Annotated in this window: 27 protein-coding genes; 14 read left to right on the forward strand and 13 right to left on the reverse strand. The window is 63.2% G+C overall.

Going from position 1 to position 24,251, the window contains the following annotated elements:
* Positions 1-6: 6 nt before the first annotated feature.
* On the reverse strand, positions 7-255 hold the full coding sequence (locus tag NKI52_RS24260; RefSeq protein ID WP_023674751.1) for a ParB N-terminal domain-containing protein: 249 nt from the start codon (positions 253-255) through the stop codon (positions 7-9).
* Between the two features lie 156 nt (positions 256-411).
* On the opposite strand from NKI52_RS24260, the gene NKI52_RS24265 reads away from it, so the two are divergent.
* The 5 genes from NKI52_RS24265 to NKI52_RS24285 all read left to right on the forward strand — a co-directional run bounded on the left by NKI52_RS24265 (position 412) and on the right by NKI52_RS24285 (position 6,134).
* Positions 412-2,052, forward strand: coding sequence for a N,N-dimethylformamidase beta subunit family domain-containing protein (locus NKI52_RS24265; RefSeq protein ID WP_352699964.1), 1,641 nt, complete (start codon positions 412-414; stop codon positions 2,050-2,052).
* A gap of 1 nt (position 2,053) precedes the next feature.
* Positions 2,054-3,421, forward strand: coding sequence for an aminotransferase family protein (locus NKI52_RS24270; protein ID WP_352699966.1), 1,368 nt, complete (start codon positions 2,054-2,056; stop codon positions 3,419-3,421).
* A gap of 7 nt (positions 3,422-3,428) precedes the next feature.
* Positions 3,429-4,358 (forward strand): 3,5-dioxohexanoate:acetyl-CoA acetone transferase, encoded by a 930-nt coding sequence (gene kce, locus NKI52_RS24275; RefSeq protein ID WP_352684230.1) that lies wholly within the window; start codon positions 3,429-3,431, stop codon positions 4,356-4,358.
* Between the two features lie 238 nt (positions 4,359-4,596).
* Positions 4,597-5,106: a GNAT family N-acetyltransferase gene (locus tag NKI52_RS24280; RefSeq protein ID WP_352684228.1), complete on the forward strand. Its 510-nt coding sequence runs from the start codon at positions 4,597-4,599 to the stop codon at positions 5,104-5,106.
* Positions 5,103-6,134, forward strand: coding sequence for a histone deacetylase family protein (locus tag NKI52_RS24285; RefSeq protein WP_352684227.1), 1,032 nt, complete (start codon positions 5,103-5,105; stop codon positions 6,132-6,134). Before NKI52_RS24280 ends, NKI52_RS24285 begins: the two co-directional genes overlap by 4 nt.
* Positions 6,135-6,152: 18 nt before the next feature.
* Here NKI52_RS24285 and NKI52_RS24290 read toward each other — a convergent pair whose 3' ends face one another.
* Together NKI52_RS24290 and NKI52_RS24295 are read right to left on the reverse strand one after the other, a co-directional pair.
* Positions 6,153-7,418, reverse strand: a complete 1,266-nt coding sequence (locus NKI52_RS24290) for a cysteine desulfurase-like protein (protein WP_352699969.1) — start codon at positions 7,416-7,418, stop codon at positions 6,153-6,155.
* 48 nt (positions 7,419-7,466) lie between these two features.
* Positions 7,467-8,534, reverse strand: coding sequence for an aldo/keto reductase (locus NKI52_RS24295; RefSeq protein WP_352699971.1), 1,068 nt, complete (start codon positions 8,532-8,534; stop codon positions 7,467-7,469).
* A 382-nt stretch (positions 8,535-8,916) separates the two neighbouring features.
* Here NKI52_RS24295 and NKI52_RS24300 point away from each other — a divergent pair, with 382 nt between their 5' ends.
* Positions 8,917-9,081 (forward strand): hypothetical protein, encoded by a 165-nt coding sequence (locus tag NKI52_RS24300; RefSeq protein WP_023674744.1) that lies wholly within the window; start codon positions 8,917-8,919, stop codon positions 9,079-9,081.
* Positions 9,082-9,131: 50 nt separating this feature from the next.
* Here NKI52_RS24300 and NKI52_RS24305 read toward each other — a convergent pair whose 3' ends face one another.
* Complete coding sequence (locus NKI52_RS24305; RefSeq protein WP_352684221.1) at positions 9,132-9,638, reverse strand: DUF1993 domain-containing protein; 507 nt, start codon at positions 9,636-9,638, stop codon at positions 9,132-9,134.
* Between the two features lie 123 nt (positions 9,639-9,761).
* On the opposite strand from NKI52_RS24305, the gene NKI52_RS24310 reads away from it, so the two are divergent.
* Positions 9,762-10,811 (forward strand): DUF1176 domain-containing protein, encoded by a 1,050-nt coding sequence (locus NKI52_RS24310; protein ID WP_352699974.1) that lies wholly within the window; start codon positions 9,762-9,764, stop codon positions 10,809-10,811.
* Here NKI52_RS24310 and NKI52_RS24315 read toward each other — a convergent pair.
* From NKI52_RS24315 to NKI52_RS24335, 5 genes are all read right to left on the reverse strand, one after another.
* Positions 10,808-11,665: an alpha/beta hydrolase family protein gene (locus tag NKI52_RS24315; protein ID WP_352699976.1), complete on the reverse strand. Its 858-nt coding sequence runs from the start codon at positions 11,663-11,665 to the stop codon at positions 10,808-10,810. The genes NKI52_RS24310 and NKI52_RS24315 overlap by 4 nt on opposite strands.
* Positions 11,666-11,757: 92 nt before the next feature.
* Positions 11,758-13,368 carry an NTP transferase domain-containing protein gene (locus NKI52_RS24320; RefSeq protein ID WP_352699978.1) on the reverse strand — a complete coding sequence of 537 codons (1,611 nt, stop codon included), beginning with the start codon at positions 13,366-13,368 and terminating at the stop codon, positions 11,758-11,760.
* Positions 13,365-14,069, reverse strand: a complete 705-nt coding sequence (locus NKI52_RS24325) for an XdhC family protein (protein WP_352699979.1) — start codon at positions 14,067-14,069, stop codon at positions 13,365-13,367. The genes NKI52_RS24320 and NKI52_RS24325 overlap by 4 nt, the downstream gene beginning before the upstream one ends.
* Before the next feature lie 6 nt (positions 14,070-14,075).
* The gene (locus NKI52_RS24330) at positions 14,076-14,414 is read right to left on the reverse strand and encodes an XdhC family protein (protein ID WP_352570856.1); all 339 of its coding nucleotides are present in this window, start codon (positions 14,412-14,414) and stop codon (positions 14,076-14,078) included.
* Positions 14,415-14,640: 226 nt separating this feature from the next.
* On the reverse strand, positions 14,641-15,135 hold the full coding sequence (locus NKI52_RS24335) for a flavin reductase (RefSeq protein WP_023674737.1): 495 nt from the start codon (positions 15,133-15,135) through the stop codon (positions 14,641-14,643).
* Positions 15,136-15,314: 179 nt separating this feature from the next.
* Between NKI52_RS24335 and NKI52_RS24340 the strand changes: the two genes are divergently transcribed.
* Positions 15,315-16,388 (forward strand): branched-chain amino acid ABC transporter substrate-binding protein, encoded by a 1,074-nt coding sequence (locus tag NKI52_RS24340; RefSeq protein ID WP_352590714.1) that lies wholly within the window; start codon positions 15,315-15,317, stop codon positions 16,386-16,388.
* A 14-nt stretch (positions 16,389-16,402) separates the two neighbouring features.
* Entirely contained in the window at positions 16,403-17,422 is a 1,020-nt protein-coding gene (locus tag NKI52_RS24345) for a P1 family peptidase (RefSeq protein ID WP_352700010.1), read from the forward strand.
* Between the two features lie 46 nt (positions 17,423-17,468).
* Here NKI52_RS24345 and NKI52_RS24350 read toward each other — a convergent pair whose 3' ends face one another.
* Entirely contained in the window at positions 17,469-17,723 is a 255-nt protein-coding gene (locus NKI52_RS24350; RefSeq protein WP_023674734.1) for a DUF2171 domain-containing protein, read from the reverse strand.
* Between the two features lie 247 nt (positions 17,724-17,970).
* Here NKI52_RS24350 and NKI52_RS24355 point away from each other — a divergent pair, with 247 nt between their 5' ends.
* Genes NKI52_RS24355 through NKI52_RS24370 form a run of 4 tightly spaced genes read left to right on the forward strand, consistent with a single transcriptional unit; the run spans position 17,971 to position 21,147 of the window.
* Positions 17,971-18,696: a DUF2259 domain-containing protein gene (locus NKI52_RS24355; protein ID WP_352699981.1), complete on the forward strand. Its 726-nt coding sequence runs from the start codon at positions 17,971-17,973 to the stop codon at positions 18,694-18,696.
* A gap of 11 nt (positions 18,697-18,707) precedes the next feature.
* Positions 18,708-19,208: a hypothetical protein gene (locus tag NKI52_RS24360; RefSeq protein WP_352699983.1), complete on the forward strand. Its 501-nt coding sequence runs from the start codon at positions 18,708-18,710 to the stop codon at positions 19,206-19,208.
* A 59-nt stretch (positions 19,209-19,267) separates the two neighbouring features.
* On the forward strand, positions 19,268-20,575 hold the full coding sequence (purB, locus tag NKI52_RS24365; RefSeq protein WP_352699985.1) for an adenylosuccinate lyase: 1,308 nt from the start codon (positions 19,268-19,270) through the stop codon (positions 20,573-20,575).
* Positions 20,575-21,147: an RBBP9/YdeN family alpha/beta hydrolase gene (locus NKI52_RS24370; RefSeq protein ID WP_352699987.1), complete on the forward strand. Its 573-nt coding sequence runs from the start codon at positions 20,575-20,577 to the stop codon at positions 21,145-21,147. Before purB ends, NKI52_RS24370 begins: the two co-directional genes overlap by 1 nt.
* A gap of 1 nt (position 21,148) precedes the next feature.
* Here the strand turns inward: NKI52_RS24370 and NKI52_RS24375 are convergent, their stop codons facing one another.
* The gene (locus NKI52_RS24375) at positions 21,149-21,961 is read right to left on the reverse strand and encodes a VOC family protein (protein WP_352590699.1); all 813 of its coding nucleotides are present in this window, start codon (positions 21,959-21,961) and stop codon (positions 21,149-21,151) included.
* Positions 21,962-22,232: 271 nt separating this feature from the next.
* On the opposite strand from NKI52_RS24375, the gene NKI52_RS24380 reads away from it, so the two are divergent.
* Entirely contained in the window at positions 22,233-22,781 is a 549-nt protein-coding gene (locus NKI52_RS24380; protein WP_023674728.1) for an RBBP9/YdeN family alpha/beta hydrolase, read from the forward strand.
* A 98-nt stretch (positions 22,782-22,879) separates the two neighbouring features.
* Here NKI52_RS24380 and NKI52_RS24385 read toward each other — a convergent pair whose 3' ends face one another.
* Entirely contained in the window at positions 22,880-23,653 is a 774-nt protein-coding gene (locus NKI52_RS24385; protein WP_352637833.1) for an HpcH/HpaI aldolase family protein, read from the reverse strand.
* Positions 23,654-23,771: 118 nt separating this feature from the next.
* The gene (locus NKI52_RS24390; RefSeq protein WP_023674726.1) at positions 23,772-24,092 is read right to left on the reverse strand and encodes a DUF1476 domain-containing protein; all 321 of its coding nucleotides are present in this window, start codon (positions 24,090-24,092) and stop codon (positions 23,772-23,774) included.
* Between the last annotated feature and the right edge of the window lie 159 nt (positions 24,093-24,251).

Here is a 24,251-nt window from a genome sequence, read left to right on the forward strand (position 1 = left end):
GTGGCTTCAGTGGCGCTTGGCTTGGACGAGGTAGGCGTCGATCTCGGTCTCGCCGAGCCACTTGGCCGCTTCCAGCCGATGCAACCCTTCGACCAGGATATGGCGCTTGCCGTCATGGCGCACCTGGATCGGCATCTTCATGCCGTTTTCCAGAATGTCCTCGGCCAGATGGCGGACGGTTTCGGGATGCAGCGTCTTCTTGCGCGCCGTCGGCACGTAGATATCGTTGACCCTGACCTTTTGCACTCTCAGCATATCGGCTCCCGTGGCGGACAACGCCGCCCTTTGTGAGATAGTCTGTTTGTCAGGCAAGGCCAAGTGAGCAACCCGGCAATGGCTGGCCCGATCGTTTCCAATTGACGCTTGGCCGGCGGATGGCCGAAATGGCGGCCTTCGACCTTAGCGGTGTCCATGAACCATCCGCCGACCGAGTTTCCCGATTTCGGACTGACGCCGGAGCAGCGACGCCAGGCGGTGCGCAGCCATTACTGGGAATGGCCCGGTATGGATGGCAGGCGCGGCGAAATCTGGTGCTACAGCGACCGTTTTTCCTATCGCCCCGGCGAGATGGTGGCGCTGCATGTCAGTTCGACGGCCGCCGGTTTCGGCATCGCAATCATCCGCGACGGCGGCGCGGAAACGACAATGTTCGAAAGGACCGGGATTGCGGCGCGCTGGCAAGATACGCCGGACCAATGTTCGGTCGAAGGCTGCGGCTGGCAAGCGTCGTTCGAGTTTCGCATCGGCGACGACTGGCCGTCCGGCGCCTATCGCGTGACGCTGACGGCAGATGGCCGGGACGGCAAGCCGATCCGCTGCCACCATCTTTTTATCGTCGCGCCGCAGCCCGGCAAGAAGCCTGGCCGTGTGCTGCAGGTGGCGGCCACCGGCACCTGGCTCGCCTACAATACATGGGGCGGTTCCAACCATTACGAAGGCATCACCGGGCCAGGCCGGGACCAATATGCACGAATGGTGTCGACGCAGCGGCCTTGGTGCCGCGGCTTCGTCGTGCTGCCCAAGGATGCGCCGCGCGTGCCGCTCGAAGTCGCGGTGCCGCCGAAAACCGTGCCGCGCTATCCGCACATGGAATGGGCCTTTGCCACCGGCCATTCGAAGAAATACGCCTCAGCCGGCTGGGCAAGCTACGACAGCCATTTCTTCCGCTTCGCCGAGCGTGCCGGCTACGCCGTCGATCTCGCCAGCCAGCACGATCTGCATTTTTCGCCCGACATTCTCGACGGCTATGACTGCGTCGTCTTCGTCGGCCACGACGAATATTGGACCTGGGAAATGCGCGATGCGGTCGACACCTATGTCGAGCGCGGCGGTCATGCGGCGCGCTTTGCCGGCAATTTCATGTGGCAGACCAGGCTGGAGGACGAAGGCCGCCGGCAGGTCTGCTACAAATACCGCGCTCGCGCCGACGACCCGGCCTATCGCGGCGGCGATATGAGGCGCGCCACCAATTCCTGGGAAGCGCCGGAAATCGGCCGGCCGGGTGCGGCGACCTTCGGCCTCAACGCGACAAGAGGCGTCTATGCCGGCTGGGGCGGCTGCGCGCCGCGCGGCGTGCGCGGCTTTCCGGTCTACCGGCCGGAGCATTGGGCGTTTGCCGGCACCGGCATCTACTATGGCGATCTGCTCGGCGCCGACAGCCATGTCTATGGCTACGAGGTCGACGGGCTCGATTTCGAGATCCGCGGCGGCCTGCCCTACCCCAAGCCCGACAGCGGTGCACCGGACGGGCTGCAAGTGCTGGCCGTCGGCATGGCGAGCCAGGTCGAGGAAAGCGCCGACATTGCGTTCGAGGACCAGTTTCTCGGCGACGAGGACGGACGCTTCACCGCCGAGACGCTGTTCGGCGAGGCAAGCGATGCCAACCTCGACAAGGTCAAACGCGGCAACGGCATGATCGTCAATTTCCCGCGAGGCAAAGGCGAGGTGTTTCACGCCGGAAGCTGCGAATGGGTTGCCGGCCTGCTAAGGCAGGATGCGATGGTCGAGCGCGTCACCAGAAATGTCCTCGACCGCTATCTTGGAAAGCCATGACATGTTGAAGTCTCCTGCCCCGGAAACTCGCGAAGCCTCGCATCTGTTTTATCTATCCAGCCTGCGCCGGCCGCTGATCGACCGCGCCGAAGGCATCTACATGTGGACGCAGGATGGCCGCCGCTTCATCGACGGATCGAGCGGTCCGATGGTTGCCAATATCGGCCACTCCAATCGCAACGTGCTCGACGCGATGAAAAGGCAGATGGACCGCGCCACCTTCGCCTACCGCCTGCATTTCGAGAACGAACCGGCCGAGGAGCTCGCGCGGCAGCTGGCCGCCAAACTCCCTGAAGGCATGGACCGCATCTTCTTAGTCTCCGGCGGCTCGGAAGCGACCGAATCCTGCATCAAGCTGGCGCGGCAATGGGCGGTCGCCACCGGCCAGCCCAGCCGTTGGAAGGTGATCTCGCGCTTTCCCTCCTATCATGGCGGCACGCTCGGCGCGCTCGCCGTTACCGGCGACGATGCGCTGTCCGAAACATTTGTGCCAATGATGCAGATGATGCCGACCGTGCCGGCGCCCATCGCCTGGCGCGACCGCGACAATCTTTCGATGGAACAGCGCGGCATCCGCTACGCCGACATGCTGGAGGAAAAGATCCTCGCCGAGGGACCGCAGAGCGTGCTCGCCTTCATCATGGAGCCAGTCGGCGGCGCTGCCACGGCAGCACTGGTGGCGCCGGACAGCTACTATCCGCGTATCCGCGAGATCTGCGATCGCTACGGCATCTTGCTCATCCATGACGAAGTGATGAGCGGTGCCGGCCGCACCGGAAAATTCCTCGGCGGCGACCACTGGAACTGCAAGCCCGACATCGTCGCGCTGTCGAAGGGGCTGGGCTCTGGCTACGCGCCGCTCGGCGCGCTGGCGGCACCGATGCGGCTGGTGCAGCCTTTGCTCGCATCGGGCGGCTTTCAGCACGGCCATACCTACGCCGGCAACCCGCTCGCCTGCGCCGCCGGGCGCGCCGTACTCGGCGAAATGGATCGCCTCGGCCTGATCGCCAACGCGGCTGTCATGGGCGAGCTATTGATGGACGAGCTGAAGGGATTGGCGAAGCGGTTTCCGTTCATCGCCGACGTCCGCGGCAAGGGCCTGCTCACCGGTGCCGAAATGGTCGCCGACCCAGAAACGCTGAGGCCGATCGAGCCGGCAAAGAAGGCCACCCAGCATCTGCTCGACCTCGCCTACGAGCGCGGCCTGATCATCTACGGACGCAAGGTCAAGGGCGGTGTCGACGGCGACAATTTCATGGTCGCGCCGCCGATGATCGTCACCGCCGCGCAGATCGGCGAGATCGTATCCATCATCGGCGACTCGCTCGAGGTGCTGGCCGGCGAGCTCGACCTGCCGGTCGAAGGTTGAGGCGACCATGGCACCGCGCAAAGTCATTATCACCTGTGCCGTCACCGGGTCGGTACACACCCCGTCGATGTCGCCGCATCTGCCCGTGACGCCGGACCAGATCGCCGCAGACGCGATCGCCGCCGCCGAGGCCGGCGCTTCGATCCTGCATCTTCATGCCCGCGACCCCAAGGATGGGCGGCCGACCGCCGACCCCGAGGTGTTCATGCAGTTCCTGCCGCGCATCAAGCAGGCGACCGATGCGGTGATCAACATCACCACCGGCGGATCGTCGCTGATGACGCTCGACCAGCGGCTGGCCGCGCCGCTCAGGGCCGAGCCGGAAATGTGTTCGCTCAATATGGGTTCGATGAATTTTGCGCTGTTCCCGATGCTCGAGCGGCCGCGAGAATGGCAGCACGAATGGGAGCCGAAGCTGCTCGAGGCTACCCGTGACACGATCTTCAAGAACACCTTTGCCGATATGGAGACGGTGCTGGAAAAGCTTGGGCGCGGCTGTGGCACGCGTTTCGAATTCGAGTGCTACGATGTCGGCCATCTCTATTCGCTTGCGCATTTCCGCGACCGCGGGCTGGTGTCGGGACCATTGTTCATCCAATTCGTGTTCGGCATATTGGGTGGTATCGGCGCCGATCCAGAAAACCTGGTCCACATGAAGCGCATCGCCGACAAACTGTTCGGCGAGAGCTACCGGTTTTCGGTGCTGGCCGCCGGACGCCACCAGATGCCGATGATCTCGATTGCGGCGGCAATGGGCGGCAACGTCCGCGTCGGGCTGGAGGACAGCCTCTACGACGGGCGCCAGCTCGCCAAGTCCAATGCCGACCACGTCCGCCGGATCCGCGGCGTGCTCGAAGGGCTGTCGCTGGACGTCGCAACGCCGGCCGAGGCACGGCAGATGCTGGCGCTCAAGGGCGGCGACCGCGTGGCGTTCTGAGGGGAAGGCAATCTGAAATGTTTGGCTCCCGGCCCACCCCCCTCTGTCCTGCCCTCTTTACGACTACTTGGCATCTCCCCCTCAAGGGGGGAGATTGGCAGCTTCGCCGTCCTGCGCCTTTTTCAGCGTTGGAGATTGGCGAACGCGGAGGTGATCCGATCTCCCCCCTTGAGGGGGAGATGCCAAGTAGTCGTAAAGAGGGCAGGCCAGAGGGGGGTGCCTTGGCATCGTACCTCCAGTGACTGTCGCTTTGCCCGAGATCAACATCCGGCCCGGGACCGTCGAGGACGTCGAAACCATCCACGCCGCACTCCTGCGGCTCGGCGCGCATGTCGGCGCACATCAGGAGATCACCTCGACAGCTCAGGATCTCCGCACCTATGGCTTTGGCGAAAAGCCTGCCTTCTCGACCTTGATCGCCGAAGTCGGTGGCGAATTTGCCGGGCTTTGCCTGTATTTTCCGATCTTCTCGACATGGATGGGACGGCCCGGCGTCTATGTGCAGGACCTCTATGTCGAGGACCGGTTTCGCGGCCGCAGGATCGGCGAGCGTCTGCTGCGCCGGGTCGCGGCGCAGTGCCGGAAGGACGGCGGCGTCTATCTCAGGCTGTCCGTCGACACCAACAACGAGACCGCCAAGGCTTTTTACGAACGGTTGGGCATTGCCTGGTCGAGCTACGAGCAGGTGCAGAAGATCGTCGGCGACGCCTTTTTCGCCTTTGCCGATGCACCGGAGGAGCCAACATGAAAGCCTTCTATGCCGAAGAACAGAAGCGCCACGACCCGAAGGCGTTCCTCTCCAGCGGGGCGCCGCAGCCCAATCCGGAAAAGCCCGAACGGATCGAGCGGTTGCTAGCCGGCGCAAAAGCTGCCGGCTGCACGATTGAACGGCCGCGGGATCATGGGCTCGGCCCGATTGCGGCGGTGCATACGCCCGAATATCTCGATTTCCTCCAGCATATCTTCCCGCGCTGGCAGCGCATCGAGGGCGCCTCGGCCGAGGTCATCCCCAATATCCATCCGATCGCGCGGAACGGCTCCTATCCGGCCTCGGCGGTCGGCCAGGCCGGCTACCACATGGCCGACACCGCCTGCCCGATCTCCGGCGAGACGTGGCAGAGCGCGCTTTGGAGCGCCTGGAGCGCGGTTGAAACCGCCGAGGCGGTGATGTCGGGAGCGCCGGCCGCCTATGCGCTGTGCCGGCCGCCCGGCCATCACGCCTTTGCCGATGTCGCCGGCGGCTTCTGCTTCATCAACAATTCGGCGGTCGCCGCACAGGTTCTGCGCAGGCAGGCGGCGCGGGTGGCGATCCTCGATGTCGACCTGCACCACGGCAATGGCACGCAGGGCATCTTCTATGCCCGGCCGGACGTGCTCACCGTGTCGCTGCATGCCGACCCGGTGCGCTTCTACCCGTTTTTCTGGGGCTATGGCGACGAGCGCGGCGAAGGCGCCGGCCTCGGCTACAATCTCAACCTGCCGCTGCCGCGCAAATCCGGCGATGCAGCGTTCCTCGAAGCGCTGGAGGCATCGTTCCAGCGCATCAACGCCTTCTCGCCCGATGCGCTTGTGGTGGCGCTGGGGCTAGATGCCTTCGAAGGCGATCCGTTCGGCGGGCTGTCGGTGAGCACGCCTGGTTTTTCGCGCATTGGCGAGGTGATCGCCGGGCTCGGCTTGCCAACGGTCATCGTCCAGGAAGGCGGCTATCTCTGCGACGAGCTCGGCGACAATCTCACCGCCTTCCTCACCGGTTTTGGCGGCGCCCACAAGCGATGATCCGCCCGCGAGGGCCGCTCAGGATCGTTCCTGCCTCAGCATGGCGACAACGCGGTGCACGCTCTCCAGCGTCTCGTCGATTTCGACTGAAGTGTTGTAATGAGCGATGCCGATGCGCACCACCCCCTGCTCGGCCGGAATGCCGAGCTGGTGGACGATCTCCCAGGCGTAGTTGTGGCCGGACCACAGGAAGATGTTTTCGGCATTCATCTGCCGCACGATCGTCTCCGGCACGATGCCTTCGACAGTGAACGACACCGTCGGCACACGCTCATTGATCCGCTTCGGATCGGTGATGCCGTGGATGGTCAGGCCGGCAATATCCGACAGACCGTCGATCAGCTGTTGCGCCAGCGGGTTCTCGTAAGCGATTGAAACTTCGAAGGCCTTGGCGATTTTCAGCCGACGCGATCCTTGCGCGCCGGCTGCCGCGCCCAACTCGGCAAAATAATCGACAGCCGCCGACAGGCCGGCCATCAATTCAATTTGCGGCGTGCCGAGCTCGAAGCGCTCCGGCAAGGCATTGGACGAGCAACGGCATTTATACGGCTTAAGCGCATCGATAACGTCCAGCCTGCCCCACAAAATTCCCATATGCGGGCCGAAGAACTTGTAAGCCGAGCAGATCAGGAAATCGCAGCCGAGGTTTTGGACGTCGATCAGGCCATGCGGCGCGAACTGGACGGCATCGACGTAGACCAACGCACCAGCCCGCCTGGCGATGCCGGTCAACGCCTTCACCCGGTTGATCGACCCGGCGAGATTGCTGGCGTAGTTGAGCGCGACGAGCCGCGTCCTCTCGGAAAGCAGCGCGGCGAGCGCCGCCTCCTCGATCTGCCAGCTCTGCTGGTCGAAAGGCAGCCAGCGCACGACAAGGCCAAGGTCTTCAGCCAGTTGCAGCCAGGGTGAGACGTTGCCCTCATGGTCCATGCGGGTGAGGATGATCTCGTCCCCGGGCTTCATCGTGCGGCCGAGCGTTCGCGACATGTGGTAGGTCAATGTCGTCATGTTGGCACCGATGATGATTTCCTGCGGGCTCGCAGCGCCGAGAAAATCCGCCATCGCCAGATGGGCCTCGTCCACGATATCTTGTGCGGCAACGGTGGTCTCGAAGAAGCCGCCGAGGTTGGCATTGGTGGTCAGCAAGCAACGCGATACTGCATCCGCCACCGCCTGCGGGACCTGCGTGCCGGCAGGATTGTCGAGATAGATGCGCCGGCGGCTCTTGTCGGTCAGCGACAAAGCCGGAAATTTCGCGCGCACCGCGTCGATCCGGAAGTCCACGGCTGTTCCCCTCTCCTTATGACGATCGGACAACCACGTCCCGACGCATCAAGGGCACGGATTGCCGACGCGCTGGTGGATCGCATCAACGGCTTTCTGCATGTCCTCGGTCCAGACCACGTCGGCGGAAGAGAGCGCCATTTCGAGTTGCGAAATGGTGGTGGCGCCGATGATGTTCGAGGTGACCAAGGGCCGGTTCGAGATATAGGCATTGGCAAACAGCGCCGGCTCCATGCCGAAGGTGCGCGCCAACCGGTTGTATTCGAGCTGCACCTCGGCAGCATTCGGAGTCTCGTAGCGCTGGCCGCGGTTGAACAACTGCGAGCGCGAGCCCTGCGGCCGCGCGCCATGATCGTATTTGCCGGTCAAATAGCCTTGCGCCAGCGGCGAATAGGCAAGCAGCGACACCTGCTCGCGCTCGCAGACTTCGGCAAGGTTCACCTCGAAGGTGCGATTGACGAAATTATAGGCGTTCTGCAGCGAGGCGACGCGCGGGCCGAGGCCCTTGTCGGCTTCGGCGATGAAACGCATGACGCCCCAGGAATTCTCGTTCGACAGGCCGAAATGGCGGATCTTGCCGGCCTTCACCAGTTCATCGAATACGGCAAGCGTCTCGGCGATCGACGTCTCGCCCTCCGGCACGCCGGCGGCATCGGAGCGTCGCGGCACAGCGCCGATGCGGTTCGGATTGGCGCCCCACGGCACGTCGCGTTCCGGCCAGTGGATCTGGTAGAGATCGATGTAATCGGTATTGAGCCTGGCCAGCGATTTTTCGACTGCATCGAAGATGTCGGCGCGCACCAGCTTCGACGGGCGGTCGCCGCGAAACCAGGTATTGGCGGTGCGGCCGACCACTTTCGAGGCGATGATCACCTGGCCGCGATTGCGCTTCTCCTTCATCCAATTGCCGATGATTGTCTCGGTACGGCCTTGTGTCTCCGCCTTGGGCGGGATCGGATAGAGTTCGGCGGTGTCGATGAAATTGACGCCGCGAGCAAACGCCAGATCCATCTGGGCGTGACCGTCCGCCTCGGTGTTCTGCTGGCCCCAGGTCATCGATCCGAGGCAGATCTGCGACACGAAAAGATCGGTCTGGCCGAGACGGCGTTTGTGCATGGAGTTTCTCCGGCGGGAATTTTGCGCGGCTGCGCGAGAAGGAAGCAACAGCATACAGGAAAGCGCCGGCCGCTTCCAAGCCCGCCGCCGGCAGGCCAGGCGACTTTCTCAGGACGCCGACGAACGGGGTTTATCCCCGCGGCCAATAAAAAGCCGGACTGCATGTGAATGCAGTCCGGAATTTCGCCAGGAATGGCGAGCAAAAACCGGCCAAGTGCCGGCACTGACTCCTACGGTCGAAGCGCCGCAGAAGTTTCGCCGGAACAGCCGAATTATGTCAAAAAAGATCGGGGCAGCATGGCTGCCATGCGAATGCTGCACTGCACAATCGTCACGATTCGGCTATATTGGAGACCGTGGAGGATCAACAGGGGCTTGAATCATGGGGTTCTTCACTGAAATGTTCGCCCGTCCGCGTCCGCGGGAACAGCTGCGTTATCGTGCGGCACTGGCGCTGCTCCATTCGATGAGCAATGCCGATCGCGCCGATATCGGCGTCAAGCCGGCCGATTTCCCGCGCATCGCCCGGGAAATGTCCCTACGCTAAACAGCGCGCCGTGAGATATCCCGCCGCAGCGGATATCTCACGAGCGAATCTCAACGCAATCCGAGGAAGATCGACTTGCCCAATGGCACGCCGTTGTGGCGCAGGATGTCGTAGGCGGTGGTCAGGTGGAAGTAGAAATTGGGCATGGCGGCATGCAGCAGATACTGCATTCCCGGCATCGAAACCTCGCGTGCCGCAAGCCGCAGTTCGATCATCCTGTCATCTGAACCATCGAATTCGGCCGCCGAAAATGTCGCGAGATGAGCCAATGTCTTGGCAAGGCGGGCCTGCAGATCAGCGAAGCTCGCCTCATTGTCCTCGTATTTTGGCACCTCGCGCCCGGCAAGCCGCGACGGCGCGCCCTTGGCGTGATCGGTGGCAATCTGTACCTGCCTGGTCAGGGCGAACATGTCCGGCGCCAGCCTCGCCGTGAGATACACCTGCGGGTCGATCTTGCGGTCAGCCGCATTTTGCTCGGCAATGTTCAGCACATTGGCCAGTGCCTTCAGCCTCGCCGAAAATACCGGCACGGATGCTTCATACATTGATATGGTCACAAGAAATCTCCACGCGGCCCGACTGCCGAGGGCGAGAGGTAGCGCTTTCGCAGGCGATTGTTCAAGCGTCACCACGCCGCCGCAATCGATATGATAGGATTTTTCATCGAGTGGAGGTTCCCGATGAGACGCGCCTTGTTCGCAGCGACCGCTTTTTTCTCCCTTGCCGCTACCAGCCAACCGGTGCTCGCCGCCGACGCGCCTTACATCGACGACAGGTCGGATGCCGAAGCGGTCATCCGGTCGCTCTACAGCGCCATCAGCCGGCACGAATTCGCGCGCGCCTGGGACTATTTCGGCGACACCAAGCCGGCCAAGGATTTCAATTCCTTCGTCAAAGGCTATGACGGCACGGACACGGTCGAAGTCAAAACCGGTGGCGTATCCGAAGACGGGGCTGCCGGCAGCATCTACTACAGCGTTCCGGTCGCCATCCGGGCGACGGCCAAGGACGGCAGCGAGAATGTCTTTGCCGGCTGCTATACGCTGCGCCAGATCAACGCCTCGATCCAGGATCCGCCATTTCGCGCAATCTTCATCGACAAGGGGGCGCTGAAACCCTCAAAGGCCGATTTCGAAGATGCCGTGCCGGCAAGCTGCGGCGAAGGACCGCCGCCGCCGAAGAAGGACGCAGCGCTTGAGCAGGCCAACAAGGCGTTTGCCGCGACTTATGGCGACCAGTGCGACAAGGACATGCCCGGCGGCGATCCGCGAGGAGAGCCGGACGCCTACTCGCTCCGCTACAAGGATGCGGGGGCGGCCGAAAACGAGCCCGAACGCGAGACACGGCTGTTTCGCTTTTTCTGCTCGATGGCCGCCTACAATGAGAGCGCAGTCTATTACATCTACGACGACGTATCGGGCGTCCGGCAATTGCAATTCGCGTCACCGGAACTCGATATTCGCTATGAGAACAACAACAGCGAAGGCAAGGTCGAGGGCATCAACATTATCGGCTTCCAGACCGACGACCAGTTGGTCAACTCCGAATATGACGAGGCCACCAAAACGATTTCATCCTCGAACAAATGGCGCGGCGTCGGCGACGCCTCGTCGGCCGGCACCTACCTGTTTCGCCACGGCAATTTCTCGCTGGTGCAGTATGAGGTCGATGCCTCTTATGACGGCGAGATCAACCCGCAGACCGTGCTCGACTACAACACCGCGCCCTAAGGGACCTTCGATAACATCCAGTTGAGTGTGCCCCGCCAGTCGGTCATGCGGATCGGCGTGCCATGTGTGCCGGTCTCGAAGCGGACAAAGCGGGTCGGGTAGGCTTTCGATTTGCCCAGAATCGATCGGAAGAAGGCTTCCTGTTTCTCGATTGGAAACACCGGGTCCTTGCTGCCCTGGCCGAAGAAGACCGGTACACGGCGCTTGAATGCGGAGCTTGAGAAGAAACTCTCGTCCCACAGCGAGCCGAGCAGCAGCAGCCCGTCGATGCGCCCGCCGGAGTCTTTGCGGCCTGCCAGCTTCCAGCACAACGCGCCGCCCATAGAGCCGCAGGCGACGAAGATTTTTGCGCGCGGCGACTGTTCGGCATAGTGGCCGATCAATGCGGCGATCTGGGCGGCACCGATGTCGCCGAAATCGGAAAAATCCGGCGACAGATAGAGGCCGCCATTACCGGCCATCAGGTTCTTGATACGGTTGAAATTGCCGCCGAAAGTGAAATCGTCAGCACCCTGCTTACGGCTGCCGCCCTGCCCGTGCAGATAAAGCACGATGATGCTGGCGCCCCCGGTCTTGCCGACGGCAATGTGGCGGACATCGCCGGCATCGGTCTTCAGCAACAAATCCTGCTGCACCTTGCGCACACCGATATCGGTGTATTGCGCATGCACCCGGCGCTCAGGCACTTCGTCGCGGGCGTTGATATCGCGCAGCTCACGATAATCGATGACCGTATAGGCGCCGTTGCTTTCGGACGAAAGTGTGGCCGGATATGCGAACAGATCGTCCTTGAAGGGTTTGAGTTCGAGAGCGTTGGCGTAGGCTGCACGAGAGAGCGACAAAAGAATCGCCATCAGCAGGGCCGGGAGGCCGGAGGGAGGCAAGCGGAACCGGAAGCAGGAACGAAAGGCCATCCCTCAGCCATGCGTTTTTCGGCTTCGGTTTGTCAATCCTGCAGCACGCCGCCAGCGCTTTCCAGCGCCTCGCGCGTGTCGACATCGACGGCTGCCCCTTCGCCGATCTCGACGTCGATGACGTCGAACCCTTCGGCCTCGACCAGATGGCGGGCCCCGGTATCGCCTTCGAGGTGAGCGATCGCGGCAAACAGCGAACGCGGCAGCAGCACGGGATTGCCGCGCCGCCCATCGTGCGAGGCCCGCACCACCGATCGGCCTTCGGACCTGCAGAACGCCTCGATCAGCCTGTCGAGGTCGGCCGAGGCGACGCCGGGCATATCGCCGAGGACAATCATGGCGCCGGCGGCGTCGCCGGAAATCTTGGCGATGCCGGCCTTCAGCGACGAAGACAGACCCTCGCCGAAATCCGGATTGTCGGCGAAGGTCATATCGAGGCCAGACAGTGCATCTCGCACGCGCTCGCGCTGGTGGCCAGTGACGACGATGGTGGCCGCGGCTTTCGAACCGACCGCGCGTTCGGCAGTGCGACGGACCAGCGGCTTGCCGTCGAACAGCGCCAAGAGCTTGTTCGGCCCGCCCATGCGGCTGGAGCGGCCGGCGGCCAGAAGCACGATCTCGACCTTTGGTTCGGCTTTGGCCGGCAATGGCTCGCGCGGTTGCGGCCGCGTCGGAATTTCCATCAACAGCCCGCCGACACCCATGCCGGCAATATCCCTGGCGGTCACGTCGAGACCGGCGATCAGCCGGTCGAGCACCCAGTCGAAGCCGTTCTCCTTGGGACTGCGGGCGCAGCCCGGCGCACCGATGATGCGCTTGCCGCCTAGAGTGCCTAGCACCAGCAGATTGCCGGGATCGACCGGCATGCCGGCGCGGATGACAGTGCCGCCCGCCCTTTCGATCGCAGCAGGAACGATGTCGCCGAAATCGGCCATCGCCGAAGCGCCGAAGATCACCACCATATCGTTGTCGCGGATCAGCGAGGCCGCAGCCTCGGCGACGGGGATAATTTCATGCGGCGTTCGACGCTCCGCCGTCAGCCTGCCGCCCGAACGCGCCAGGCGTGCTTCGGTGACGCGCAGCGTCTTGTCGAGCACGCTGGGTTTGATGCCGGGCAGCACCGTCTGGATGACGCCGACGCGCACCGGTTGATAGGCGTTGACCGCAAATATCTCGCCGCCGGAGCAGATCCTTGCCACGGCATCGACCAAAGCGGAGGCGACCGCAAATGGGATGATCTTCACCGTTGCTACCATCTGACCTTTTTCGACCGGCGCATGCTGCGCGAGCGTGGCGATGGTGATCGTCGGATCGACGCCGTTGATGGCGTTGATCATCGCCGCGTCGACGGTGAACATGCCGGCAGCCTGCGCGTGGAGGTTGACCCTGCCGGTCGCGGCGGGCTTCGCCTCGATGTTGCGATGGATCATGGATGCGGCGATCTTTTCGGCAGCGACGTCCTCGCTGAGATCATCGGGCGCCAACACCGCCGCTACGACCTCGGAAATGCCAGCGGCCTTCAACAGGGACACATCCCCGGCGCTTAGCCTGTGCGCCTTGCGGAAGCGGCGCTCTCCGGCTGTGGTGGCGTGCGCCAGCACTGCCCCTTCGGCCGCATCGATCGCAACGGGACCAAATTTCACGCGACCGCGCCTTTGGATTCGAGACCACGGGAGCGAAAGGCGTGGATCGCTTGCGCCAACACCGCGACGGCGATCTCGGCCGGGCTGGCAGCCCCAATGTCGAGGCCGATCGGGGCATGAATGCGGGCGATCTGGTCGGCGGTCGCTCCCGAAGCCAGCAGGCGTTCCACACGTTTGGCGTGGGTCTTGCGGCTGCCGAGCGCGCCGACATAAAAGCAGCCGGCGTCGAGCGCCGCCTTCAGCGCGAAATCGTCGATCTTCGGATCGTGGGTGAGAGCAGCCAGCGCCGTATAGCTATCGAGCGGCTGACGCGTCAGCACATCCTCTGGCCATTCGGCATGCAGCGCGATATCGGGAAAACGATCGGGCGTGGCAAAGGCCGTGCGCGGATCGATGATCTCGACAGGATAGCCGGCGATCCTGGCCATCGGTGCCAGCGTCTGGCTGATGTGGACGGCGCCGATCACCACCAGGCGCGGCTGCGGCAGATGTGCGTTGAGGAAGAAGGTCCGTCCCTCAGCTTCGACCGAACCGGAATTGCCCGTGCGAAATGCCTTGGCGATGGCCGCCCCGAGTTCGCCGGCTACCCGGTCGCCCTCGCGCACGACACGGTCCCGGCCGTCGCCGAGATCGGTGACCAGGATTGCCGCGCGGCGGGCGCGGCGTTCGGCGTTGAGTGTCTTCAGCGCATAGGGATCCATTCGAGATCAACCCAATCTTTCTACATAGACCTTGATGCGGCCGCCGCATGACAGGCCGACTTGCCAGGCGGTCTCGTCTGCGACGCCGAATTCGAGCATTTTGGCCGTGCCGCTATCGATAACATCGACCGCCTCGGTCACCACCGCGCCTTCGACGCAGCCGCCCGAGACGGAGCCGTGGAAATTGCCTTCCGCGTCGATCACTAGGTGGCTGCCGACCGGGCGCGGCGCCGAGCCCCAGGTCTCGACCACGGTGGCAATGGCGACATCCTTGCCGTCCTTCATCCAGCCCTCCGCGATGATCAGCGGATCGCGGGCCTCATCGAGATAGATACTGTGTTCCATGATTTTCTCCCTGGCAGACATGTGGTTATGCGACGCGCTTCGCGCCAGCCTGGATCCACCGCCGCGGGTCGACCGAACGCATAAAAACAGCACGGTCGCCAGCGACCGGTCCGCCACATAATCCGCACGGGTCAACAGATCGAGCGTCTCGTCGATCATCCGCGGCGCCGGACGCGGTTTTCAACTCGGTCATTCTGTCTTCGCGGGCGCGGCCATCTGAAAGCCTCTACAAAGCGTGGTAGCCGCGGTTGTGATAGATCAGCGGCCGCAAATTATCGCCGATGCGCAAACCTGTAACCTTGCCAAAAAGCACACGGTGGGTGGCCAGATCCTTGGAGTCGATCAGTTCGCAGTCGAAGACGGCGAGCGCGCCCTTCAGCGTCGGCGCACCGGTCGAGATCACATCCCATTCGGCCAACGCGAAACGCTCCTCGACCGGCAGGCCGGTAATGCCGGAAAAGGCGATCGACAGCGGCTCCTGATCCGAAGCCAGCGTGTTCAGGGCAAATTTGCCGTTTTCCACGAACGGCTCGTTCTTGGGATTTTCACGATTGAGGCAAACCAGGATGGTTGGCGGCGTGTCCGACACCGAGCAGGCCGCGATCACCGTCGCGCCGCGCCTGCCGGCAGGGCCATCGGTGGTGACTACATGCACATGGCCAGCAAAATGGGCCATCGCGTCGCGGTAGGCCTGCGGCCCGATGTCATTCTTCTTCAGCACCGATGATTTTCCACTAGTCAGAACCAACCGTTATATATGGGGGGATATTGCAGGCCACAAGCGAAGTGCTTGACCTATATCCCGAATTCGCGTGTTGCGCCAAAGCTGGCCAGCCTTTAGGTCTTGACGGCATTGGCGCCGGCAACCACGCGACCGGCGTGGAGGAATTCTTCGCTCGCATGCGACCTTGGACAACCACGATAGCGGTGCTGGCCTGGCTCTCGGTCGCCTGCAGTGCAAATGCCGAGACGCTGCTGGTCGGCGTCGCGGCACCTTTGTCGGGGCCGTCGGCGATCCTCGGCAAACAGATCGAGGCCGGCGCGACAATGGCGGCTGAAGCGAACGATGCCGAAATCAAGTCGATCGATGACGCCTGCACGGCCGACGGTGGCGCCGCCGCCGCGCGGGAGTTCACCGCGGCCAAGGTCAACGTCGTCATCGGGTTTTTGTGCACCGACGCAATCGAGGCGGCTCTGCCGATCCTCAAGGATGCCGGCATACCGGTGATCACCGTCGGCGTGCGCACGGAAAGCCTGACCGACCGGCGCGCCAAGACCGGATGGCCGATCTATCGTCTCGGGCCGCGCGGCGACGACGAGCGCAATGCCGTCGCTGCCATCCTCACCCGCCTATGGCAAACCGAGCTGTTCGCCATAGTCGACGACGGCACGATCTATGGCCGCGAAATGGCCGAGACGTTTCGGGCAGCCGCCGAGCAAGCGGCTCTGAAGCCGGTGTTCGTCGACACGTTCCGGCCGCAGCTCGACAACCAGATCGGCCTGATCGGCCGGCTGAAGAAAGCCGGCGCAACGCATGTCTTTGCCGGCGGCGACGGCGATGATGTCGCCATTATGGGCCGGGATGCCGGCCAGCTAAATACCGGCATGGTGTTTGCCGGCGGCGAAGCGTTGCGCGCGCCGCTCGGCGACGTGCCTTATGCCGTCGGCACGCTGATGATCGCGCCGCCCGAATGGGCCGACGTCGCCGACCCCAAGGTACTGCAAAGCTTTGCAGCACAAAACATCGTGCCGGAAGGTTACACGCTTCCCGCCTATGCCGCGGTCGAGATCGCCAAGGCGGCTTCAGCATTGCCGCAAAGCTCCGGCGAGAGGCTGGCCAACGTGCTGACCGCGCATGACTTCACCACGGCGATCGGACCGATCCGCTTTGACGAAAAAGGTGACCTGACGCAAAATCCTTATCGAGCCTACCGTTTCGACGGCGGCCGTTTCGCGCCGGCGGAGAGCCAATGATGTCCAGCACAGGGATGTTCCATACGGGTCCGCGCAATCTCATCACGGACGTCGCCGGCCTGCGTGTCGGCAATGCGGCGAATGCCAAGCTGAAATCCGGTGTGACCACCGTCATCTGCGACGAACCGGCCGTGGCCGGCGTGCAAATCCTGGGCGGTGCGCCGGGCACCCGCGAAACCGACCTGCTCGAGCCGCACAATTCGATCCACGCCATCCATGCCGTGGTGCTTTCGGGCGGGTCGGCTTTTGGCCTCGACGCCGCGTCGGGGGTGCAGGCGGCATTGCGTGAAAGGGGCATCGGCGTCGAGGTCGGCGGCTTTCGCGTGCCGATCGTGCCGGCGGCGATCCTGTTCGATCTGCGCAATGGCGGCGACAAGGATTGGGGCCGGTATCCGCCTTACCGCGACCTCGGCTACGAAACCGCGCAAGCCGCCGCGATCGACTTTGCGCTCGGCACCGCCGGCGCGGGTGCCGGCGCCCTGAGCTCCGGCCTGAAGGGCGGGCTCGGCTCGGCCTCGACGGTGCTGGACAGCGGCGTCACCATCGGCGCGCTCGCCGCCGTCAACCCGACCGGCTCGGTGACGGTCGCCGGGACCCGCCATTTCTGGGCGGCGCCGTTCGAGATCGGCGACGAGTTCGGCGGGTTAGGCTATCCCCACCCGATGCCTGACGATGCCAGAAAGGTCCTGCTGAAGTTCCGTGACAAGCATGCGGCAGAGCAGGCGGAAACCGGCGCCAACACGACCATCGCCGTGATCGCCACCGATGCGGTACTCACGAAGGCCGCCGCCAAACGCCTGGCGATATCGGCGCATGACGGCTTTGTCCGTGCCATTTGGCCGACGCACACGCCCGCAGACGGCGATCTGGTCTTCGCGCTGGCAACGGGCAAGAGCGGCATCGAGCTCGCACCCAACGATGCCGTCGATCTCTACGCCGCGGCCGGCGCCACGATGGCGCGCGCCATCAGCCGCGGCGTCTTTGCCGCGACGCCGGCCGAGGGCGATCTGTTCCCGGTCTGGTCGTCGCGCTGAACGCGCAACGCTCATTCGGGTGAGCCGTTATCAGACTGGATTATGATCAGGTGGGTTCGGATTTTTCTTCCTCGAACGTGACCGCAACATCCGAGTTTGCCGACAGCCGCACCTTCTGGCCCTCGACTTCGGCGACAAGGCTGAGGGGAATGAAGTGGTGATGGCCCCTGTGAGCGCCCTCGCCGCTGTCGCGCTTGGTCAGCTTTATGCGATCTCCGTCAACCTTGTCGACGGTACCGACATGGACGCCGTCGGCGCCGATCACTTCCATACGTTCGCGAATCTTGGCTGCATCAGTCATTGGGGTCTCCCTTAGAGCGCCGCGCGTCCCTTTGAACGCGCAAAGGACGCTCTAAACATTTTGAATCAATGCACCGTGCCTTCCGAAAATCGATCCTGATTTTCGGAAGGCACGATGCGGTGAAGTTGCCGACAATAACAAACGACGGCAGGATTGGATGCATCGACTTTGTGTTTCAGTCAGCACGATCTTTTGACGGCATCGTGATAGGAATTTGAGGGCGTCGACCGCCGGAATGGAAAGCCCCATGCGAAATCTTGCCCTGTTTGCAGTCTGCCTGCTTGCCCCGCTTGCAACTTTGGCCGCCGCCTACGCAGGCGATGTCGCCGAGCTTGAGATCCTCGGCTTCAGCAGTGATGGCGGGGTCTTTGCCTTCGAGGAATACGGCGTCCAGGACGGATCGGGATTTCCCTATGCGATCCGCTATTATATCGACACGGCCGACGACAGTTTCCTGAAGGGCTCGCCGATACGTGTCCGGCTCGACGACGAGAATGCCACGGTGACCGCAGCGCGGCTGCAGGCCCGGCAAAGGGGCGAAGCGATCGTCAGTCAGGCGGAACTCACGGCAAATCGCGGCATCACCGCCGGCTTCAACCCGGTGACCGAGCTTTCTGCCGATCCCTTCCGCATGGTGGTCAATCCGCGCCCGATCTTCTCGCCGGTCGACGATCCGCTCGAGTTCCGGCTCGACCAGATCGGCATGAACGACACCGAACGCTGCCAGAGCCAGGGCGAGATCAATGGCTTTCGCCTGCTGCGCATCGAGGCGAAGGATGGCGGCCAGACGAGGATCATTCACGAGGACAAATCGATCCCGCAAAGCAGAGGCTGTCCGAATGGCTACCAGATCGGCGCGGTTCAGACATTTTCGCTGGATAGCCTCAGCGCCTATGCCGTGCTGATCGCGGTGCGCCAATACGGCTTCGAAGGGCCGGACTATCGCTGGATCGCGGTAACCGGTCGCCTGTGACGTTCCCCGCCATGCGCTATCGCGCTCTGCGCCGTCTCCGCCGTGCTCTGCCGTCGCTGCGCACCGCATTTGCCGGTGCCTTGCTGTGGGCGACAGCGATGGGCGCCAGCGCGCTGCTCAATCTGCTGCAGTACGATTGGGAGACCCCGGCAAAGATCCGCTTCGTCTCGCTGCTTTATGCTGCCGGTGGTGCGCTGGCTTTCCCGATTGGGCTTCTCCTGGCGCGGCTCGTCTCGCTCGGACGCCACTGGGAGATCGCCCTCGCCGCCGCCTTCGTCTGCCTTCTCGCAGCGACGATCGCCGTCACCGGCGGCCTCTTTGGGCTGCAATACCGCTCCTACTATGTCCAATGGCATGCGCTCGCGTTCACCATCACCTGGGTTTTCCAGTTCGTGTTCACGATGTTGACGGCACTCTACCAGTTCGTCGTCCTTGGCATCCGGCTGTATTTTCCGCTCGGTTTCATTGCGCTCGCTGTCGCCAGTGTCTGGTTTGCGCGCCAGCAACGTTGAGCATTTTGCCTGCCTCTGATAGGACGCGGGCAAATGCTCTCGCAAGTCAGGACCGACTGATGATCCCTCGCTACTCCCGGCCGGAAATGGTGGCCATCTGGTCGCCCGAAACCCGGTTCCGCATCTGGTTCGAGATCGAGGCCTACGCCTGCGACGCATTGGCCGAGCTCGGCGTCATCCCGAAGGAGGCCGCCAAGACCATCTGGGAGAAAGGCGGAGCGGCGAAGTTCGACGTCGACGCCATCGACGAGATCGAGCGGGTCACCAAGCATGACGTCATCGCCTTTCTCACCCATCTTGCCGAATTCGTCGGGCCGGATGCCCGCTTCATCCACCAAGGCATGACATCCTCCGACGTTCTCGACACCTGTTTTGCCGTGCAGCTCACCCGCGCCAGCGACATCCTGCTGGCCGACATTGACGGGCTGCTGGCGGCGCTCAAGCGCCGCGCCTTCGAGCACAAGGACACCATTACCATCGGCCGCAGCCACGGCATCCATGCCGAGCCGACCACCTTCGGCGTCAAGCTGGCGCAGGCCTATGCCGAATTCTCGCGTTGCCGCCAGAGGCTGGTGCACGCACGCGAGGACATCGCCACCTGCGCCATCTCTGGTGCGGTCGGCACCTTCGCCAATATCGACCCTTATGTCGAAGAATACGTGGCCAAGAAACTCGGACTGAAGCCGGAGCCGGTGTCGACGCAGGTGATTCCGCGCGACCGCCATGCGATGTTCTTCGCCACGCTCGGCGTCATCGCCTCGTCGATCGAGCGGCTGGCGATCGAGGTGCGCCATCTGCAGCGCACCGAGGTACTTGAAGCAGAAGAGTACTTTTCACCCGGACAGAAGGGTTCGTCGGCGATGCCGCACAAGCGCAACCCGGTGCTGACCGAGAACCTGACCGGCCTTGCCCGCATGGTGCGCTCGTTCGCATTGCCGGCAATGGAGAATGTGGCGCTGTGGCACGAGCGCGACATCTCGCATTCCTCGGTCGAGCGCATGATCGGGCCCGACGCGACGGTGACGCTCGATTTCGCGCTCTCGCGGCTGACCAGCGTTGTCGACAAACTGCTCGTCTACCCCGACAACATGCTGAAGAACATGAACAAATTCCGCGGCCTCGTGCATTCGCAGCGCGTGCTGCTAGCGCTGACGCAAGCCGGCGTTTCGCGCGAGGACGCCTACCGGCTGGTGCAGCGCAATGCCATGAAGGTGTGGGAGCAAGGCGCTGATTTTCTTGAGGAACTTCTGGCCGACAAGGACGTTGTCGCAGCCTTGCCCGAGGCCGAGATCCGCGAGAAATTCGATCTGGGCTATCATACCAAGCACGTCGATACGATCTTCAGCAGAGTGTTCGGAGAAGCCTGATGATTTCGTCGGCCGGAGATTTCGATTTCCTTGCCCTGCCCGGGCGCGGCAATTCCGGGCCGGATCATTGGATGTCGCATTGGTGCCGGGTGTTCCCCAATTCGAGCCGCGTGCTGCAGGCCGAGTGGGACCGGCCAAAGCCTGAAGACTGGATCGGCCAGGTGGATGCCGCGGTGGCCGCCGCACCGCGCCGCGTCGTGCTGCTTGCGCATTCGCTGGCGGTGGCGACGGCGGTGAAGTGGGCTGCCGGCGCCAGTCAAAGCCAACTCGACAAGGTCGCGGCGGCATTCCTGGTTGCCGCGACCAACGTCGAGGATGCCGATCCCTCATTCGACGCGGTGCGCCCGTTCGCGCCGATGCCGCTGAAGCGCCTGCCCTTCCCGGCATTGGTGGTGGCGAGCCGCAGCGACCCACGCGTCACCTTCGACAAGGCGACCGCTTTTGCCGCAGCCTGGGGCGCGGATATCGCCGATGCCGGCGATCTCGGCCATATGGGAAACGAGGCCCGCCTGGGCGTATGGCCAGCGGGCCTGCTCATGCTTGGCCGCTTGCTCGAAAAAGCGAACCTCTAACCTACGCCTTACCGGGAACCGTCCTTATTACCGTGCCCCACGGATCCTCGCGGGTGGTCTCGCTTGCGGCATTGTCCGAGCGCATCTCGACCCAGGCCAAGCCGGAGCGGGCGGGATCGCGGCGACCGGCGCCCGCGCTCTGCCACGCATTTGCGCCAATGTGGTGATGATAGCCGCCGGACGACAGGAACACCGCCGCGCCACCGTACTTTGCCACTGTGTCGAAACCGAACTCCTGATGCCACCATGCTTCGGCTTCTTCCGGCCTGCCGACCCGCAAATGGACGTGGCCGATAATGCTGTTTTCCGGCGCGCCCTGCCAGCCGGTGTCGCCGGCCGGCACCTCGGCAACGACCGACGGAATGTTCAGCCGCTCCGTCGCCATCGCTATCTTGTCACCGTTCCATTTCCAGTCCTGCGGACGGCGGTCGGCATAGATCTCGATGCCGTTGCCTTCCGGATCGGTTAGGTAAAGAGCCTCGCTGACCAGATGATCGGATGCGCCCTCGATGCCGATCTTGCCGGCGATGGCGTGATTGATCCAGCGGCCGAGATCGGCCCGGCTGGGTAGCAGGAAGGCGGTGTGGAAAAGACCGGCGCTGCGCGGGTCATCGGGTTTCGCGGCCGGATCCGCTTCGATGTCGAGCAAAGGGCGATTGACTGCGCCGAGCGTAATCGTGCCGCCGGCGCGGCTCAGTTCCTGCAAACCGACGACTTTGCGATAGTAGGCAGCGAGATTGTCTGCATCGCGCGCCCGCAAGCCGACGCGGGCAACGCTGACCGGGGTCGTCGCGGCAAAAGGCAGTTCGCTCATCAAAGTGCTCCGTTCAGGCGGCGCTCGACAAGCTTCCAACAGAGAAATCCGGCGCCATCAATCATTCTACGCCATGTCCGTGCCAAAATCTCGGAACAGCCATTCTTTCCTGGCGACAGATCGTTGATCGCGATCGTTCACACAAGAGCGCAAGAAGCGAACAGGGTGTTCACAATAGCGAGCAGAACCGGGCTCGTGAGCGGCCGTTTGCGTGTCGCTGTTGAGTTCATACCCGGTTGCACCCGACAGCGCCTCTCGCTACATGCGCGCCATGAAAGTCAGGGAAGCAGATATTCTCATCGTGCCGGGCTACACCAATTCCGGCCCCGATCATTGGCAGAGCCGCTGGCAGTCGAAACTATCGACAGCGCGCCGCGTCGAACAGGCGGAATGGTCGAAGCCGGTGCGCGAGGATTGGACGGCCGGTGTCGCCAAGGCGGTTAACGAGGCCGAGCGGCCGGTCGTCATCGTCGCCCATTCGCTTGGCGTCGCGGCGGTCATTCAAGCGTTGCCTCGGTTCGAGAGGCCGGTCGCCGGCGCTTTCTTCGTGGCGCCGCCCGATGTCGCCAATCCAGAGATAAAGCCGAGGCACCTGATGACCTTCGGCCCCTATCCGCGCGACCCGCTGCCGTTTCCGTCGGTGGTGATCGCCAGCCGCAACGACCCGTTCTGCGCCTTCGGCGTCGCCGAGGACATTGCCGGGGCGTGGGGCTCGCTGTTCATCGACGCCGGGGATGCCGGTCATCTCAACGCGGATTCCGGCTTCGGCCCCTGGCCTGAAGGCTCGATGACGTTCGCGAAATTCCTGACGGATCTCTAGAGCGGTTCACCGTTTCACGGAAACGGCGAACCGCTCTATCTCTTTGTTTTGACGCAATTCCGGACGGAAAACCGTTTCACACTTTTCCTGGAATTGCTCTAGGAACCGATCGAATCCCTGACGCTGTTCAGCAGGGTCTTTGCCCCAAGCGAAATCAGCGAATGCTCGGAACCCATCGCCAGCAGCCGGTAACCCATCGACACCACGCGACCGGCGATGGCCGGTTCCATCACATAGATCGCCGCATGCTTGCCGGCTTTGCGGGTGCGCTCGGCGATCGAGGCGACGGTCCCCATCATGCTCTCCAGCGTCGAACTGACGGTGGTGCCCTTCGACCAGGCGATCGAGAAATCCGACGGGCCAAGGAAGATACCGTCGATGCCCGGCGTGTCGAGGATGCCGTCGAGTGCATCAAGCGCGGCCCGCGTTTCGACCATGGCGAACGCCATGGTGCGCTGGTTGCTGTCGCGCAGCCAGTCGGCATAGTCGCCCTTGCCATGGCGCGGAAAAGCATAGGTCGGGCCCCAGGAGCGCTCGCCGAGTGGCGGGTATTTCATTGCGGCAGCAAACAGCTTTGCGTCCGCCACCGAATTCACCATCGGGGCGATCACCGCCTCGGCGCCGAAGTCAAGCGCACGGCTGGCCATGTCGAAGCGGCCGACCGGGATGCGTACCAAAGCCGGCTTGTTGGCGGCCAGCACCGGCACAAGCCCGCGCAGTACGCTATCCTCGTGATGGCCACCATGCTGCATATCGAGCGTAACCGCGTCGAACCCTTGCCTGGCCAGTATCTCGACCGTCAACGCATCCGGCACGCCGGACCATGCGGTGAACAGCGTCTCGTCGGCCGCAAGGCGTGACTTCAGGGACATTGGCGATTTCCTCTTTGCTTGCAGCAATTCAGCCGGAAATGACCGCAAAGGCAAAGAAAAACCGCCCGGTGAGGCCGGGCGGTCGATTGGTCCAGCGTTCGAAGAGTATCGATGGGGATCAGGTGTTCTTGATCTGCTCGATCGCCTGCGCCATCAATTCATCCATGGTGCGGCGGATCTGATGGTCCGACTGGTCGATGCCGGCGGCATCGAAATCCTTGCGTATCTTGCGGAAAACGTCGTGATCGCCAGCTTCCTCGATGTCGCTGACGACCACTTCCCTGGCATAAGCGTCGGCATCGGCGCCGGACTTGCCGAGCTTTTCGGCAGCCCACAGGCCGAGCGCTCTGTTGCGGCGTGCCGCAGCCTTGAACCGAAGTTCCTCGTCGAATGCGAATTTGCGCTCAAAGCCCTCTTCGCGGTCTTTCATGCTGCTCATGGCATCCCTCCGTGAAATCCGATTCGTTGTGCCAATATGTGTTGCCGGAGCACAAACCAAAAGGGCGCCGGCCGGTCAATATGCTACATTGCTTGCTGCGCTGCGGCATTTCGGTGCCCGAAAGCGGTTGATTGAAAGGATTTGCCGATTGAGCAAACA

Origin of the sequence: Mesorhizobium sp. M0590, from assembly GCF_040320905.1 — a bacterium.
Lineage (GTDB): Bacteria > Pseudomonadota > Alphaproteobacteria > Rhizobiales > Rhizobiaceae > Mesorhizobium.

Coding starts and splice junctions, on each gene's coding strand:
- NKI52_RS24260 (WP_023674751.1), bottom strand. CDS start 255: ATGCTGAGAGTGCAAAAGGTCAGGGTCAACGATATCTACGTGCCGACG.
- NKI52_RS24265 (WP_352699964.1), top strand. CDS start 412: ATGAACCATCCGCCGACCGAGTTTCCCGATTTCGGACTGACGCCGGAG.
- NKI52_RS24270 (WP_352699966.1), top strand. CDS start 2,054: ATGTTGAAGTCTCCTGCCCCGGAAACTCGCGAAGCCTCGCATCTGTTT.
- kce (WP_352684230.1), top strand. CDS start 3,429: ATGGCACCGCGCAAAGTCATTATCACCTGTGCCGTCACCGGGTCGGTA.
- NKI52_RS24285 (WP_352684227.1), top strand. CDS start 5,103: ATGAAAGCCTTCTATGCCGAAGAACAGAAGCGCCACGACCCGAAGGCG.
- NKI52_RS24295 (WP_352699971.1), bottom strand. CDS start 8,534: ATGCACAAACGCCGTCTCGGCCAGACCGATCTTTTCGTGTCGCAGATC.
- NKI52_RS24300 (WP_023674744.1), top strand. CDS start 8,917: ATGGGGTTCTTCACTGAAATGTTCGCCCGTCCGCGTCCGCGGGAACAG.
- NKI52_RS24310 (WP_352699974.1), top strand. CDS start 9,762: ATGAGACGCGCCTTGTTCGCAGCGACCGCTTTTTTCTCCCTTGCCGCT.
- NKI52_RS24315 (WP_352699976.1), bottom strand. CDS start 11,665: ATGGCGATTCTTTTGTCGCTCTCTCGTGCAGCCTACGCCAACGCTCTC.
- NKI52_RS24325 (WP_352699979.1), bottom strand. CDS start 14,069: ATGGATCCCTATGCGCTGAAGACACTCAACGCCGAACGCCGCGCCCGC.
- NKI52_RS24330 (WP_352570856.1), bottom strand. CDS start 14,414: ATGGAACACAGTATCTATCTCGATGAGGCCCGCGATCCGCTGATCATC.
- NKI52_RS24340 (WP_352590714.1), top strand. CDS start 15,315: ATGCGACCTTGGACAACCACGATAGCGGTGCTGGCCTGGCTCTCGGTC.
- NKI52_RS24345 (WP_352700010.1), top strand. CDS start 16,403: ATGTTCCATACGGGTCCGCGCAATCTCATCACGGACGTCGCCGGCCTG.
- NKI52_RS24350 (WP_023674734.1), bottom strand. CDS start 17,723: ATGACTGATGCAGCCAAGATTCGCGAACGTATGGAAGTGATCGGCGCC.
- NKI52_RS24355 (WP_352699981.1), top strand. CDS start 17,971: ATGCGAAATCTTGCCCTGTTTGCAGTCTGCCTGCTTGCCCCGCTTGCA.
- NKI52_RS24360 (WP_352699983.1), top strand. CDS start 18,708: ATGCGCTATCGCGCTCTGCGCCGTCTCCGCCGTGCTCTGCCGTCGCTG.
- purB (WP_352699985.1), top strand. CDS start 19,268: ATGATCCCTCGCTACTCCCGGCCGGAAATGGTGGCCATCTGGTCGCCC.
- NKI52_RS24370 (WP_352699987.1), top strand. CDS start 20,575: ATGATTTCGTCGGCCGGAGATTTCGATTTCCTTGCCCTGCCCGGGCGC.
- NKI52_RS24375 (WP_352590699.1), bottom strand. CDS start 21,961: ATGAGCGAACTGCCTTTTGCCGCGACGACCCCGGTCAGCGTTGCCCGC.
- NKI52_RS24380 (WP_023674728.1), top strand. CDS start 22,233: ATGAAAGTCAGGGAAGCAGATATTCTCATCGTGCCGGGCTACACCAAT.
- NKI52_RS24385 (WP_352637833.1), bottom strand. CDS start 23,653: ATGTCCCTGAAGTCACGCCTTGCGGCCGACGAGACGCTGTTCACCGCA.
- NKI52_RS24390 (WP_023674726.1), bottom strand. CDS start 24,092: ATGAGCAGCATGAAAGACCGCGAAGAGGGCTTTGAGCGCAAATTCGCA.